This is a genomic window from Anaerotignum sp. MB30-C6 (genome assembly GCF_030908465.1).
In the GTDB taxonomy this organism is placed as follows: domain Bacteria; phylum Bacillota; class Clostridia; order Lachnospirales; family Anaerotignaceae; genus Chakrabartyella.
Genome location: NZ_CP133078.1, coordinates 2089702 through 2105343 on the forward strand (window position 1 = coordinate 2089702; position 15642 = coordinate 2105343).

At 40.5% G+C, this 15642-nt stretch carries 10 protein-coding genes; 1 reads left to right on the plus strand and 9 read right to left on the minus strand.

What is annotated here, in order from left to right; genetic code table 11:
• Window positions 1-229 precede the first annotated feature (229 nt).
• Window positions 230-1504, minus strand: a complete 1275-nt coding sequence (locus RBQ60_RS10255; RefSeq protein WP_307883599.1) for a methionine gamma-lyase family protein — start codon at window positions 1502-1504, stop codon at window positions 230-232.
• A complete protein-coding gene (locus RBQ60_RS10260) occupies window positions 1505-3697 on the minus strand; it encodes a DNA topoisomerase 3 (protein ID WP_307883600.1) in 2193 nt (730 codons plus the stop codon).
• Between the two features lie 142 nt (window positions 3698-3839).
• Between RBQ60_RS10260 and RBQ60_RS10265 the strand changes: the two genes are divergently transcribed.
• Window positions 3840-4724, plus strand: a complete 885-nt coding sequence (locus RBQ60_RS10265; protein WP_307883601.1) for a DegV family protein — start codon at window positions 3840-3842, stop codon at window positions 4722-4724.
• Between the two features lie 478 nt (window positions 4725-5202).
• On the opposite strand, the gene RBQ60_RS10270 is transcribed toward RBQ60_RS10265, so the two are convergent.
• The 7 genes from RBQ60_RS10270 to miaB form a co-directional block, all read right to left on the minus strand.
• The gene (locus RBQ60_RS10270; protein WP_307883602.1) at window positions 5203-6762 is read right to left on the minus strand and encodes a D-alanyl-D-alanine carboxypeptidase family protein; all 1560 of its coding nucleotides are present in this window, start codon (window positions 6760-6762) and stop codon (window positions 5203-5205) included.
• 17 nt (window positions 6763-6779) lie between these two features.
• Window positions 6780-7691, minus strand: coding sequence for a putative ABC transporter permease (locus tag RBQ60_RS10275; protein WP_307883604.1), 912 nt, complete (start codon window positions 7689-7691; stop codon window positions 6780-6782).
• Window positions 7692-7709: 18 nt separating this feature from the next.
• Window positions 7710-8651, minus strand: coding sequence for a tRNA (adenosine(37)-N6)-dimethylallyltransferase MiaA (gene miaA / locus RBQ60_RS10280; RefSeq protein ID WP_307883605.1), 942 nt, complete (start codon window positions 8649-8651; stop codon window positions 7710-7712).
• 11 nt (window positions 8652-8662) lie between these two features.
• Entirely contained in the window at window positions 8663-10585 is a 1923-nt protein-coding gene (gene mutL, locus RBQ60_RS10285) for a DNA mismatch repair endonuclease MutL (RefSeq protein WP_307883606.1), read from the minus strand.
• Window positions 10586-10602: 17 nt separating this feature from the next.
• On the minus strand, window positions 10603-13224 hold the full coding sequence (mutS, locus tag RBQ60_RS10290; RefSeq protein ID WP_307883608.1) for a DNA mismatch repair protein MutS: 2622 nt from the start codon (window positions 13222-13224) through the stop codon (window positions 10603-10605).
• 403 nt (window positions 13225-13627) lie between these two features.
• Window positions 13628-14029, minus strand: coding sequence for a YlbF family regulator (locus tag RBQ60_RS10295; RefSeq protein WP_307883609.1), 402 nt, complete (start codon window positions 14027-14029; stop codon window positions 13628-13630).
• Between the two features lie 10 nt (window positions 14030-14039).
• Window positions 14040-15470, minus strand: a complete 1431-nt coding sequence (miaB, locus tag RBQ60_RS10300; protein ID WP_307883610.1) for a tRNA (N6-isopentenyl adenosine(37)-C2)-methylthiotransferase MiaB — start codon at window positions 15468-15470, stop codon at window positions 14040-14042.
• Between the last annotated feature and the right edge of the window lie 172 nt (window positions 15471-15642).

The window sequence follows — 15642 nt, forward strand, 5'->3', positions numbered from 1 at the left end:
AACTGGGTATTGCCCTACTTTTTGTTTTGATTTTTGTATTTATTATCTTATCATCTATAAATTTTGCTTCTCGCCAGCTCTTAGCATTTAAAGTTACTATCGAATTTTGCCCTAAAATCTCCCATTTCGTTGTAAGACAAGCATTTCGTGAATAAATGAAATCGCCCATTTGTTTTCACCATACAATCCCCTCCAAAGAAACCTTGTAGGACAAGATTGATTGGTACAATTATAAGTTCACCAAGCCTTTTTCATACAATTTCTGCAAGGACATCATGATACCAAACTTAGCATGGTACCAAGTTAAGCCACCTTGGAAATATACAGAGTAAGGAGGACGAATAGGGCCATCGGCACTAAGCTCAATGGAGGAGCCTTGCACAAATGCCCCTGCCGCCATAATAACATCACAATTATACCCAGGCATGGCATAGGGTTCAGGTTTTACATAACTATCCACGGGGGCTGCTGCTTGAATCCCCTCGCAAAAAGCAATAACACCCTCAGCAGTTCCCAATTCCACCGCCTGAATAATGTCATGGCGTGACTCTCTACCATTGGGGATCACTGGGAATCCCAGCTTTTCGTACACATTTGCCGCAAATATGGCACCTTTTAATGCACCTGCCGTTACATTTGGAGCAAGGAAAAACCCTTGATACAAAGAACGCATAACATCCAAGCTGGCACCTACCTCCTGACCTAAGCCAGGGGCGCTCAAACGATAAGCACAGCGATCAATACAAGCCTGTGTACCGCAAATATAGCCACCTATGGGAGCTAGTCCGCCACCAGGGTTTTTAATTAAGGAGCCTACAATCATATCAGCCCCTACATCAGAAGGCTCAATAACTTCAACAAACTCACCGTAGCAATTATCCACCATACAAATAACATCAGGCTTAATTTCCTTTACAAAAGCGATTAGCTGACCGATTTTTTCCACTGAAAAAGTTGGACGCATCTGGTATCCTTTGGAGCGCTGAATGGTTACTACCTTTGTTTTATCGGTCATTGCCTTTCGGATATTATCATAATCAAAAGAACCATCGTCTAATAAGTCTACCTGTCGGTAGCTCACACCATATTCTTTCAAAGAACAAGGTGATTGGCGTATACCGATTACTTCTTCCAATGTGTCATAGGGTTTGCCTGCTGGAGAAAGAAGTTCATCTCCTGGCAACAAATTTGCCGATAAGGCAATGGCAAGGGCGTGGGTTCCGCATGTAATTTGAGGGCGAACCAAAGCTGCCTCTGTATGAAAACAAGAAGCATATACTTGCTCCAAAGTGTCACGACCAGCGTCGTTGTACCCATAGCCTGTAGTACCCGCAAAACAAGTGGCATCCACCCGCTCTTTTTGCATTGCTGCAATCACTTTACACTGATTATACTCCGCAATGGAGTCAATGCTCTGAAATCTGTCCTTTAAATTTTCTAAAATACTTTCACAAAATGCCTCTACCTCAGGGGCAATGCCTAACGCTTGGTACATACTGCTCATTTATTTCTTCTCTCCTTCATTTGCTTGCGGGGAATCATTTCCCTTTACAGTTGCATCTCTTATAAAATCCATTAATTCAATCCGCCCTTTTCCATCAGCAGAAAAAATCATGGTTGCTTTTCCTTTTTCCCCTGTTTGGGGCAGAGTAACCCTAACATCAGGGATTTTTCCGTCTTTTAATACTGTTTGAATCATTTTATTCGTCAGGTTTATTCCATAGGGCATAAGACTATCCTTCCAAACGGTAAACTTACAGCCAGACTTCCACCTTGTACAAAAATATGCTTTACTATTTTCCAAAACATCGCCTTCATTACAAACGGGGCATTTTCCCAAAGCTTTTCCATCTTTTTGTCTTCCCTTTTTCACTTCCTCAGGGAAAATAACGTTGGTTTTCCTTCGGACAGCATCACCTACCAAGAACGTGACATATCGTTTAATACTATCCATAAACCGCTGTTCTTCCATATTCCCCTTTGCAATGGAAGAAAGACCTTTCTCCCATTTTCCCGTTGTTTGGGGTGAGCTAAGTTCTTCGGGAACAACTTGAATTAATTGTCTGCCTTTTTCCGTGGGAATTAAGTTTTTCCCTTTTCTTGTAATATAACCCACTGCCAGCAAACGCTCAATAATCGCCGCTCGTGTTGCAGGTGTACCCAAGCCGCTGTCTTTCATCTGCTCTTTTAAAGCCTCATCCTCAACGAAGCGGCCTGCATTTTCCATGGCGGAGAGCAAACTACTTTCCGTATAAGGTTTAGGTGGTGACGTTTTTTTCTTTAACGCCTTTGCCTCTACAATGATATAAGTTTCGCCCTCTGACAAAGGCGGCAGCTTCTGCTCCTCATTGGTCTTCTCTTTTTTCGTCTTAACAGGAACCAGTTTTTTCTCTACACCTTGCCAACCATCATCCAAAACAACAGTCCCTTTGGATAAAAACCGCTCCTCGCAACAGCCGAAATAAACCTTTGTTACTTCATAACGATAATGGGGATAAAACACACTGATAAACCTTGCCGCTACCAAAAGAAAAACATTTTTTTCCTCTTCCCCTAAGCTATCCAAACGGTGCCGTACATCTGTTGGGATAATGGCATGGTGATCCGTTACCTTTGTATTATCAACAATCCGCTTAGAAAAAGAAAGACCTGAATCAGTTAACAATGGGCTTGCGAAATCTTGAAAGAGTTTCGTTTCCCCTAACCGTTTCATGGTACTTTGTACTTTCCCCTTCATATCGTCACTTAAATAACGGCTGTCTGTTCTGGGATAAGTAATGAACTTCCTTTTTTCATATAACCCTTGGGCAATATCCAAGGTTTTCTTAGCGGAGTAGCCAAATTTTTTATTGCACTCTCGCTGAAGCTCCGTTAAGTCATATAGTAAGGGTGCAGGTAACCTTTTTTCTTCCTTATCAACCTTCGTTACTAAGGCATTTTGCCCCTCAACTTTCTTGGAAATTCCCTTGGCTTGTTCCTCCTTTTCAATTTTCGTTTGCTCTTCTTCATCTATCCAAAACCCTTGAAAACCGCCAAAATCGGTCTGAACTTCAAAGTAATCCTTAGAAACAAAGGCATCTATTTCTTTTTGTTTTTCTACAATCAAAGCTAAAGTAGGCGTTTGTACACGGCCAATACTAAGAAGAACATTATAACGCAAGGTATACGCCCTGGTGGCATTCATTCCAACCAGCCAATCGGCCTCAGAGCGGCACTTTGCAGAATGATACAGTAAATCATACTCCGTACCATCTTTTAAATTGGCAAAGCCCTCTTTAATTGCTTGCTCCGTCATACTAGAAATCCAAAGCCTTTTAAAAGGCTTTTTGCATTTCGTAATATCGTAGATATAGCGGAAAATCAACTCACCCTCTCGCCCACTATCGGTGGCACAGACAATAGACTCTATGTCTTTATCATTCATCCACTTATGCAGTATTTTTAATTGAGATCGGGTATTTTTAATTGCTTTTAACTCCATTTTTTCCGGTAAGATAGGTAAAGAGGCGAAGCTCCACTTTCTAAAAGTTTGATTATAATCCTCCGGCTCAGCCAAGGTTACCAGATGACCAATCGCCCATGAAATCACATACTTTTCACCCATCAAAACACCATCGCCTTTTTGCGTCGCTCCCAGTGTTTTCGCTATGTCCCGGGCTACTGACGGCTTCTCGGCTACCACTAAAATTCTGCCCATTTACCCACCTCCTTTTTCGCCTTTCCAAAGTATACCACCCTTGCCCTAGAAAGGCAAACACTCCTTTGGTTGATTGACATATATTGAAAATTGATTTAGAATAGAATCACTTAAGAACGAATATATTTTACGGAGGTACGCTATGCGACCATATCAGATAATTTCCGACAGTTCTTGCGACATTGCACCGGAATATATTGAAAAAAATAACCTAGGAATTGTTCCTTTTTTTGTTTCTTTTGATGGCCAGAAGTATTATAAAGAAATTTACGAATTAACACCCAATGATTTTTACGACAAAATAAACGAAACTTCTGTCTTTCCAAAAACATCTCAGCCAACAATTCAAGACTACATGGATGTGTTTGAGCCCTATCTAAAAGAAGGGAAAGATATCCTATGTTTATGCTTAACTTCAAATTTCAGCGGCTCTTTCCAGAGTGCTGTAAATGCAAAAAATATTTTATCCGAATCATACCCCGAGGCAAGAATTGAGGTTATAGACTCCAGAAATGTTACAGCAAGCCAAGGTATCTTAGTTTGGGAAGTAATCCAAATGCGAGACGAAGGCTATACCTTGGACCAGCAGTTGGAGAAAATTGAAGTTTTAAAGGGAACCACAAAGATTAACTTTACCGTTGACTCCTTAGATCACCTACAAAAAGGTGGACGCATTGGTAAAGCCGCAGCTTTGGCTGGGACCATTTTAAATATCAAACCAATTATTATCGCCCAACACGGGGAACTTTTCCCTGAAAGTAAGGTAAGAGGCCATAAAAAAGCCCTTCGCACAATCATGGATATGACACGCAAGGAAATTGGAGATAAAAAAGACCAATATCGTTTGGTTTTGCTTCATGCAGAACAAGCACGAAAAGCAACGACGGAAGAATTGGCCAATGAGCTGAAAGAAGAAGGCTTTGAGGTAATCACTCCTCCTTTGATACAAGTTGGTATCACCATCGGAACCCATGCTGGTCCTACTGCCATTGGTATTTGTTATATTAAAAAACACGAACTTATATAATATTTATTTTATTAACTATCCATATTTCTTCATTTGGCATTATAATGGCTGGTGTCTTAAACTGATACCAGTCTTTTTTATGTTCATATTTATATCATAGACGCATCGACTGTGGCAATATTGAATCATTTGGTCATTTCATAAGTCATGTGTTTTTAAGATAAAGAAACATCATATCCCCGCCTGTTTCTAGGCTGCCTTTATAAAAAAAGGCAACACCCCCAAGTACAAATGTCATTATGAAAAAGACTCTTTTTACACCATAAAGGCTATGTCTCTTTGACTCTAAGCCTATTTCTTGGACAAACCTAAAGACTCTTTGATCACCCTGATTGAACTTTTTAACCTATCTTATTTTACCCGATTTGGATAAAAGGAAACAAACACACTTTATGGTTGTCTCTAGTATCTGTGGATAAGAAAGGTGCTTACAACGGGTTGTTATAAGCACCTGAGTAATTAAAGACTCTTTTATCTATTAAAATCTTCTACGACCTCTTTTACTGCGTCTACGAGAGCTAGGCTTCCCTAAAGTATACCCACTAGAATATCTTCTTCTACGTCCACCAAAAATTCGTAAACCCAAGAAAATGAACACACCAACAGCAAGGATAACTCCTAGTCCAATTAAGCCCTTCATTGAGAAAACAATAGAAGTAAAGTTTTTAAAGAAATATTTGATATTGTTCCAAATTGTGCCCTTCGCAACTTCACGCCCTGCATATACACCCTCTGTCAAAACGGTTTTTCCATCAATTTGGAAAGAAGCCGTTCCCACCTTTGTATCTTTTGCAATGGGTGCTTTGAGCTTAAAGGTGCCATCCTTATTTTCATCCAAATAGGTCTGTTCATAGGCAGTTGTTGTTGAAACTCTGCCAGAAGTACCCTCAGGAAGATATGTTACAACATCTCGATTGAAAACCACATCAAGGGTGTCCCCCTGCAAACGATTATGTTTGGTCAATGGCACTGCTTCTAGCGGTGTAGCCGCCTTGCCAAGTTCCACCTTTTCATAAGCATTATAACCAAATTCAAAAAGATTTTTTGCGTCCACCCAACGACCAGGGTCTGGTGAGTTGAAAATGATAGCAATCAAAGTTTCCCCATCTTTCTCTGCCGCCGCCGAAACACAATGGCCTGCTTCGTTGGTAAAACCTGTTTTTATACCAGAAGCATTGCCATATTTATATTCATTATCTGTAATTAAAAGGTTATGGCTTCTCCAAGCATATTCTTGGGTTTTCATACCATCCCCTTGGGCAAACATGTTATCTGCACCATTACCCGCAAAACTCTTTTCATTTGCTATTTCTGTTAACGTGGTATTATCAAGGTATGCACGGGCAAACAATGCCATATCATAGGCACTGCTATAATGGTTTTCATCGTGATACCCGTGGGCATTGGTAAAATGGGTATTCACCGCACCTAATTCTTTTGCTTTATCATTCATAAGCCTAGCAAAAATATCTTGGCTCTCGGCAAAGGATAAGTTAGGGTTATTCTCCACTTTTTTTGCAACTGCCGCCGCTAAAACATTGGCCGAATCATTCCCTGAAGGGATAATCAAACCACGAATTAAGTTTTTCACAGTCAACGTTTCGCCAACAATATGCCCTGCCTTACTGGAGTCAAGGGAAACCTCATTTATTTCAGTACCAACGCTAATCAGTTCATCAGCTTTAAAATAGTCCATCACCACAAGGGCTGTGACCATTTTCGTCATACTGGCGGGATACATTTTTTCTTTCGCATTTTTATCAAAAAGAATGGTTCCTGTGGACTGCTCCACTAATATCGCCGATGCCGCCGCAATGTCTGGGGCATTATCCGCTTCAATAAAGGCCGTTTGCAGCAGTGGGGTGTTTGCAACATCTATTGTTTCAACTTGTTCCCCTTCTTGCACTGCACTTTCCGTGTTCTCTATATTATCTGTACTTTCTGGTAAAGGTTTTTCATCTTTGCCACAGCCAGCAACACCCAAAGATAAGGTCATCGCCAGCAATAAGGCGAATTTTTTCAAAAATTGCTTTTTCATTGCCCATATCCTTTCTTTTAATCTTTTTTATACTTTTCTAGAAACTCTTTTTTAAACGCAGCAAACTCTTCGTTATATTTCTTAAACCGTAAGCCAGGGAACGCCTTCATGATACGTCGTTCGGTGAGACTGCTTTTCTTTAAAATCCGCTCTCGTCTTTCTAGCTTTTCTTTCATTTCAGACAAGAAAAAATCCCAGCGCAGTTGCTCATCCCCCCTTACGTTAGCAATTTGCCCCCTTCGTTCCTCTATTTTCTCCTTTAGTTTTCCCAAAGCTTCTGTTATCGGCAGTCTTTCCAAGTAATCGGAAACTTCTTTTTTCGCTTCAAACAACTTGCTTGTCTGGATTTTTTCACGCAAGGCAAGCCTTGTTTCCTCTAGCCTTGCCATTTTTTCCTTAAGGCGGAAAATATTCATTATTGTTATGCTGGCATCTGCAATTAAATAAATCAACAGCACTACACCTATAAATTCCCCTATGGTTCGGGGAATCCAATCCACAAAACGCTGAATGGGAGGCTGAATGTTACGCATCATAATTACAGTAAGAGCTCCCCATTCTAATGAACGAATGAGGCATATTCTACCCTTAATATTAAATCGCATCTGGCTATAGTCCCACCATGTTGCGTGAAATATTTTTTCTAACAAAACCGCAATCAAATATTCTACAACTGTTGCAATTAGTACACCGCCAATATATAACCATATTGCCTTCCCTTGAACAGGCGTTAACAACAGAATCACCAACACCGCACCCGTCCCGTAAATTGGGCATAAAGGCCCGCTAATAAACCCACGGTTTACCCATTTGCCAAGGGAAACGGAAACAAATATGGATTCCAACACCCAACCAAGAAAGCTGTAAATAATAAAGTAAGCATACAGCTCAAAAAAAGGCATTCCCCATACTTGTGTTGACCACATCATGCATCACTTCTTTAAAAATTATTTTAGTATTTCCTCTTCTCTTAGATAATCCAAAACATCGGTCATTGCCAAACTTAAATCAGCCTTAGATAAATCCACCCATAAGCCATCAATTTGGCGACGAAACCAAGTTAGTTGGCGCTTGGCAAAGTGCCGTGTACCTTTTTTTAACTGCTCGACAGCCGCCTCCAAAGAGCATTCCCCCTTAAAATAAGGAATAAACTCTTTGTAACCTAACCCTTGCATGGAAACCAGCTCTGGAGAATACCCCTTTTTCAAAAGGCCTTTTACTTCCTGAAGTAAGCCTTGCTCCATCATCAAGTCCACCCTGTAATTAATGCGTTCATAAAGCTTTTCACGCTCCATGGTCAAAATGATGACTGCGGCATTATAAGGGCTTTCCTTTTCCTTTTGCTCCGCATTATGCATGGAAAATTTTTCTCCTGTTAAGAAGTGATATTCCAACGCACGGGTTACACGCTTTACATTGTTGGCGTGAATGGTCTGTGCATATTCGGGATCAATCTGTTGTAATCGTTCAAACAATGCCTCAGGGCCTTCTTTTTCTGCCTGGGCATAACAAGCCTCACGAAAAGAGGTATCGCTATCTGTTTCTGTAAAATCGTTATCATATAGCAAGGCATTGATATAAAATCCTGTACCTCCAACCAAAATGGGAATTTTCCCTTTTTCCCATATTTGGTTCATATAAGCCTTTGCTTTTTGCTGAAAAATCATAACGTTATATTCCTCATCGGGATATAACTCATCCACCAAATAGTGGGGAACATCTTGTTTTTCTTCCTCAGTTACCTTAGCCGTACCGATATCCATATAACGGTACACCTGCATAGAATCGGCGGATATGACTTCGCCGTTAATCTTTTTAGCCAATTCGATGGATAAGGAGGTTTTCCCACAGGCTGTGGGCCCTCCAATGATCACGAAAGGTTTCTTCATCCTATCACCCTTTAATTCTGGATTCGCTTAAATTTTTTTTCCAGCTCGTATTTCGTCATTTCAATAATCGTTGGTCGACCATGGGGGCATGAAAATGGATTTTCCAGCTTTAATAAACGCCCAATCATTGCCTCCGCCTCTTGGAAACTCATAAGATCATGGCCTTTTACTGCGGCTTTACAAGCCATGGTCGCTACGGTTAAAAGCTTCATATCAAATACCGAGCGTATTTTTTGCTCCGAAAGGCTATCCAAAATTTCTGTAAAAAACCCTACACCACTGGGGTCCTTCAATAAATAAGGAACCGCTTTTAAAGCATATTGATTCCCAATAAACGTTTCAAATTCAAAGCCAAAGCCTTCCAAAAGCGCGATATTTTCCTTTAGGATTTCCAATTCCCCAGCTGTCAAATTTAACATTTGAGGCACCAACAATCTTTGGGAAGCCACCCTCTCCTCTTGGAAACGGTTCATTAACTCTTCGTACAAAATACGTTCATGGGCAGCATGCTGATCGATCAAGTAAAGGCAGTCCCCTTGCTCAATCATCCAATAGGTCTGAAAAATTTGCCCAATGATTTTATATTGCTTGAAGAAAGAATCCATGTTTGGTGTTACCTTTTCATTCAATGGAGTCTCATTTTCCAAGGTGAAATGTTCCCTTTGGAAATTTGAATTTTGTTCTGCTTGCTTTTCCTCTGCTTTCAAAGGCTCCACCAAAAACTCATCCGCCTTTTGGCGAACTTGGCTTTGCCCTGTTGGCTGTCTTTTCAAAAGCTGATCCACTGTTTTCCCCATGCCCAAAGGAGTACCTGTATCTTGGAAAGTTGATGGTTCTAATTGCTTATAGACTGGAATGTCTTCGATTTTTTGCTGTTGTGCTTCCAAGGTTCTTCCAGAAGCCTTTTCAGGGCTTTTCTTATCCCAACTAACCTGAGGAATTAAAACTTGCTCCTCCAGAGTTTTGCAAATCCCATCATAAAAGAACTCATAAACCTCATCATCGTTTTTAAAGCGTACTTCCAATTTCGCTGGATGCACGTTCACATCTACTTGACTGGGAGACACCTCTAAGTTTAAAACAAAAACAGGGAATTTCCCAATTAACAAACGGGTTTTATAAGCATCCTCAACGGCAGATGAAACCACCTTATTTTTAATAAAACGCCCATTAATAAACAAGTTTTCATAGTTTCGGTTTCCCCTAGAAAGTTCAGGCTTCCCAATCAAACCAGAAAGTGTATATTCCCCTTTCGAATAGCTTAGGGGGATCATACTGTTTGACGCTTCTTTGCCGTAAACGTAAAAAATAGACGCCTTTAAATCACCATTCCCTGCAGTATGCAGCATAGTTGTATCGTTATTTATGTAGCGGAAAGAAACCTCAGGATGCCCCAAGGCCAATTTATTCATCAAATCAGAAACATAACCGCTTTCCGTTGCAGGCTTTTTCAGAAATTTTCGTCTTGCTGGCACATTGTAAAACAAATTCTTTACGGTAATGGTTGTGCCCTCCATACAGGAAGTGTCTTGTATGGTTTTGATTTCCCCACCACTGATTTCCACGAATGTACCCATTTCTTCATCCTTGGTTTTTGTTATCATTTCAACTTGGGAAACACCTGCAATACTGGCTAAAGCTTCCCCACGAAAGCCAAGGGTAAAAATATGTTCCAAGTCTTCAATTTGGCTCATTTTGCTGGTTGCATGACGCAGAAATGCTGTTTTCACCTGCTCTTTTGGAATGCCCCCGCCATTATCAGAAATGCGGATATAAGAGATACCACCCTCTTTAATTTCTACAGTTACCGAGGTTGCCCCTGCATCTATGGCGTTTTCCACCAATTCTTTTACAACGGATTTTGGAGATTCTACCACCTCCCCCGCTGCAATTTTATTGATTGTTTTTGTATCTAATAGTTTTATGCTTTGCAAGGAAATCCTCCTTTCTTCTACAGCCCTTTTGCTTTCTTTTGTAATTCAAAAAGAGTCTGTAACGCTTCAATCGGAGTCATAGACATCACATCCAACTTGGAAATTTCGTCTATCATAACGTTTTCTGCTACAGAAAACATGTCTATTTGCTTTGCCGCTTCTTCTGCGTTTTCTCCAGATTCCACAGCAATTTTCTTTGCTTTTTTCGTAATATCCGCAGCATTAAGCTGTTTTAAAATTTGACCACTGCGACGAATCACCTTAGGCGGCAACCCTGCTAACTTTGCAACCTGTACACCGTAGCTATGGTCTGCACCGCCACGCTTAATTTTTCGAAGGAAAATAATATCTTCCCCCATCTCCTGTACGGCAATACAATAATTTTTCACACCAGAAAGCTTGCCCTCAAGCTCGGAAAGCTCATGATAATGGGTGGCGAAAAGGGTTTTTGCCCCAATTTGCTTTACATCAGCAATGTATTCCAAAACTGCCCAAGCGATGCTCAAGCCATCAAAGGTACTGGTACCCCGTCCGATTTCATCCAAAATTAAAAGGCTTTTTGCAGTGGCATTGTTTAAAATATTAGCCACTTCCGTCATCTCCACCATAAAGGTGCTTTGCCCTGCACTCAGGTCATCGGAAGCACCCACTCTGGTGAAAATTCTATCTACAATACCGATATGTGCTCCATCAGCTGGTACAAAACTTCCAATTTGTGCCATTAAAACAATTAACGCCGTTTGACGCATATAAGTAGACTTACCTGCCATATTTGGCCCTGTAATGATTGCCAGCCTAGTATCATCTTTATCCAAATAAATATCATTGGGAATAAATTGTCCCTGCATCATCTTTTCAACAACGGGATGTCGGCCAGCAGTAATGGAGATGACATCTCCTTCATCCACAACTGGCTTTACAAAATTCATACTTTGAGCAACATCCGCCAAAGATTGTAAAGCGTCAACCACAGATACAATGTGAGCACAATACTGAATACGCTCCACCTCAGCGGCAACGGCATTTCTAATGTCTGTAAAAATCTGATACTCCAAGGCTACAATTTTTTCTTCTGCCCCTAAAATCACCTCTGCCAATTCATTCAGCTGAGGGGTGATGTACCGCTCACAGTTCGCAAGGGTTTGCTTGCGAATATAGCGTTCTGGAACTTCCTTAATATTCGACTTTGTAACCTCTATATAATAACCAAAAACCTTGTTAAAACGAACCTTTAGGTTTTTGATACTTGTTTTCTCTCTTTCTTCTTCCTCCATCTGGGCAACCCAAGCTGTTCCTTTTTCTTTGGCTTGGGCATATGTGTCTAACTCCCCATCAAAGCCAAGCTTAATCATACCGCCTTCTCTAACGGAAAATGGAGGATCTTCTACAATAGCTTGCTCTATTAATGAATGAATATTTTCCAACGGATCTAGTTTTTCACAAAGCTCCACCAGATAAGGGCTTTTGCACCTAGCTAAAATACTTTTCAACGAAGGAAGATTTTCAATGGAATTCTTTAAAGCCGCCAAATCTCTTGCGTTTGCACTTTGATATATCACACGGCTCATAATACGCTCAAAGTCATACATAGAGCGTAAAATATCTTTTATTTCTTCTCGTAAGAATAGGTCAGCACAAAGTTCTTCAACACCGTCCAACCTTTGTTGTATTTCTCCCGCTGAAATTAAGGGCTGTTCTACCCACCTTCTTAACAGTCTGGCTCCCATCGCCGTTTGGGTTTTATCCAAAACCCATAACAAAGAACCTTTACGGCTTTTTTCCCGCATGGTTTCCGTCAATTCCAAATTTCTTCGGCTAGAAACATCCAACAACATAAAGTCTCCCGTTGTATAATACTTCACCGTAGAAATATGGCTCAAATCATTTTTCTGAGTTTCTACTAAGTACCATATTAAAGCCCCTGCCGCAGCTACCGCCATTGGCTTTTTACTTAGTCCGTAGCCATCCAAGGTTTTTACCTGAAAGTGTTTTAATATTGCATCCTTTGCCGTAGCAAAATCAAACATTCGATTATCAATATCGTTCAAAAAATAGTGAAACTTTTCCTGAATTTCTTGGGCTAAGGGACTATTCAAAAAGGATTCATTACAAATCACTTCCGCAGGGGAAAAACGAGCAATTTCATCCAAAATTTTGTTTGCCGCCTGAATGCTTGCAAACTCCGTTGTTTGAAACTCCCCTGTACTAACATCACAAGTGGAGATACCATAGCCTGCCCCACTGCTATAGATAGCTAAAATATAGTTATTCTTTCGCTCATCCAAAACAGCGTTATCTAAAACAGTCCCTGGTGTAACAACACGAACCACATCACGTTTTACAATACCCTTGGCAAGCTTTGGATCCTCTACTTGCTCACAAATAGCAACTTTATATCCCTTTTCTACAAGTCTTGCAATATATCCATCAGCAGAGTGAAAAGGAACCCCACACATGGGGGCTCGTTCCTCTTGGCCCCAATCTTTTCCCGTTAGGGTAATTTCCAGTTCTTTTGAGGCGATCACCGCATCTTCAAAAAACATTTCATAAAAATCCCCTAAACGAAAAAAAAGCAGGCAATGCTTATAGTTATCTTTTATTTCAAAGTATTGCTGCATCATAGGCGTGATTTTTGCCATGATCGCCCCCCCTTTAAATCAATCATTGTCCTTCTGGAACAGCCATGTCCACACATGAAATCATCCTTGCAGATGAAAATACGGACACGTACTCATCCAATTCATTACGTCAATTCATTCATCTAATACATCGGTCTTAGAACCAATCTTCAAGAAAATAAATCTTGAAGCACAGCCTCAATAGTGTTACATACTATGCGTATTTTTGCTACACAAACATTCCTTTGCCTATATAAAAAATATATAGAGCCATATCTAAAACTGATTTACTTACTAAGTCTTATTTGATGAAATGAAATCGCAGCCCTATAAAGGCACTGTCGTTCATTCCATAAATTTTGAAAAACCCGAACCCCGCAAGGGAGCTCGGGCATCTATTCAACGCTTTATCTGTTCAATATAATTAGTGGCAGCCACCGCCGCAAGATGCGCAAGAGCTAGGGCTGCAACCACTCTGCCCAGGTTCTTCGCCTGTCAAAGTAGATGTAACGATTGTGAAAATAGAGTTCATAAAGTTATTGAAGTTCATCTCAGCTGAGAACAAATCAGATGCAATCTTATTATTTCTGATTTCTTCGCCTCTTTTCGCCATATCTTCAGAAAATGCCTTTTGCTCTTCAGCGGAAATACCACCTGCCTGCATCTTCGCTTCGAACTCCTGATGCAGTTTGGTGTATTCCTCAACTGCTGCTGCAATTTCAGGGCTTTCTTCATAAGCCTTTTTTGCTTCCAACAAAGCCTCAACCTGAGGAGTTTTCATTAATTCTTCGCCTAAGTTTCTTGCTAAATCATAAACTGATGCCATTTTTTTCACCTTAAACCCTTTCTGCAATAAGATAAAATGTTTTATTGTCAACGATCTTAACGGGTACCAATTGCCCGATTAAATCTTTATTGCCTTTAAAATGCACCAATGCATTATTATCTGCTCGGCCTGTTAACACATCTTCGTTGTGTTTACTTACTTCTTCCGCCAAAACGGTAACTACTTTCCCCACCATTTTTCTATTTAAGTCAAAAATCATAGGGTTTAGAACGTCTAACATACGGTCAAAGCGGTCTTTGATAACTTCTTCCTCCACCTGATTCTCCATGGTTGCCGCAGGCGTCCCTGTCCGCTTGGAGTAAATAAAGGTGTAGGCCGTAGAGTACCCAACCATACGAATCACATCTAACGTTTCTTGGAAGTCTTCTTCCGTTTCACCGGGGAATCCTACGATAATATCTGTGCTTAACGTAATATCGGGCATTGCCTCTTTTACTTTTCGTACTGTTTCTAGGTAAGATTCCTTTGTATAGTGACGATTCATACGACGCAAAATCTCTGTGCTTCCCGCTTGAACAGGAAGGTGTAAACTTTTGCAAACCTTGTGGCAATCCTTCATGGCTTCTATTAACTCATCGGATAAATCCTTAGGGTGTGAAGTCATAAAGCGGATTCGCTCAATGCCTTCAACTTCATTTAGTATGCGCAAAAGTTTCGCAAAACTAACAGGCTCGTCCAAACTTTTCCCGTAGGAGTTCACATTCTGGCCTAAGAGAACAATTTCTTTCACACCATCGTCGGCTAATTTTTGAACCTCTGCCAAAATATCCTCAACGCTACGGCTACGTTCTCTGCCTCGCACATAAGGTACAATACAATAGGAACAGAAATTGTTACAGCCAAACATAATATTCACGGAAGCCTTATAAGGAAACTGTCGGATACTAGGCAAGTCTTCCACGATTTCTTCATGCTCCTGCCAAATATCATAAACGGTTTCACCGCTTTCCATACGAGTATTCATTAGTTCTGGCAATTTATAAAGGTTGAATGTACCAAACACGATATCCACATGACGATACTTTTCCCGTAACGTTTTCAAAACGGTATCCTGCTGCATCATACAGCCGCATAAGGCAATTACGGTATCGGGCTTATCTTTTTTATAATGCTTTAACCAGCCCAACTTTCCATACACCTTTTGCTCTGCATTTTCACGCACACAACAGGTATTGTATATAACAAAATCCGCTTCCATTTCCTCATCTGTTCTTTCATACCCCATCTTGTCCAGCATTCCCTCTAGCTTTTCCGAATCATGGGCATTCATCTGGCATCCCATAGCCAGACTATAAAACTTTTTTTTCTTCCCTGTTTCACTTTCATATTCATCATTCTTTTGACGAATGAGGTGCATATATTCCAGCTGTCTGAATAACTCAGATTCATCCACAGCTATTTCTTTTCTCGTCTCGTTCATAGCTCTTCCCTTTCATGCTATTTTTGGCGAAACTGCCATGTTTCAGTATAGCATAGAAATGCCATTGGCTCAACGGATTTTTTCAAAAAGACAAGCCATATAAAGGCTTCCCATTCTCAAAGCCATGGAAGAGCTTTAAAGAGTATTCACTGATTTTCACAGCCAACCCCAT

Bases quoted from the DNA above. Each gene is read 5' to 3' on its own strand.
- RBQ60_RS10265 (WP_307883601.1), top strand. From the start codon at position 3,840: ATGCGACCATATCAGATAATTTCCGACAGTTCTTGCGACATTGCACCG.
- RBQ60_RS10260 (WP_307883600.1), bottom strand. From the start codon at position 3,697: ATGGGCAGAATTTTAGTGGTAGCCGAGAAGCCGTCAGTAGCCCGGGAC.
- RBQ60_RS10295 (WP_307883609.1), bottom strand. From the start codon at position 14,029: ATGGCATCAGTTTATGATTTAGCAAGAAACTTAGGCGAAGAATTAATG.
- RBQ60_RS10275 (WP_307883604.1), bottom strand. From the start codon at position 7,691: ATGATGTGGTCAACACAAGTATGGGGAATGCCTTTTTTTGAGCTGTAT.
- RBQ60_RS10255 (WP_307883599.1), bottom strand. From the start codon at position 1,504: ATGAGCAGTATGTACCAAGCGTTAGGCATTGCCCCTGAGGTAGAGGCA.
- miaB (WP_307883610.1), bottom strand. From the start codon at position 15,470: ATGAACGAGACGAGAAAAGAAATAGCTGTGGATGAATCTGAGTTATTC.
- mutS (WP_307883608.1), bottom strand. From the start codon at position 13,224: ATGGCAAAAATCACGCCTATGATGCAGCAATACTTTGAAATAAAAGAT.
- RBQ60_RS10270 (WP_307883602.1), bottom strand. From the start codon at position 6,762: ATGAAAAAGCAATTTTTGAAAAAATTCGCCTTATTGCTGGCGATGACC.
- miaA (WP_307883605.1), bottom strand. From the start codon at position 8,651: ATGAAGAAACCTTTCGTGATCATTGGAGGGCCCACAGCCTGTGGGAAA.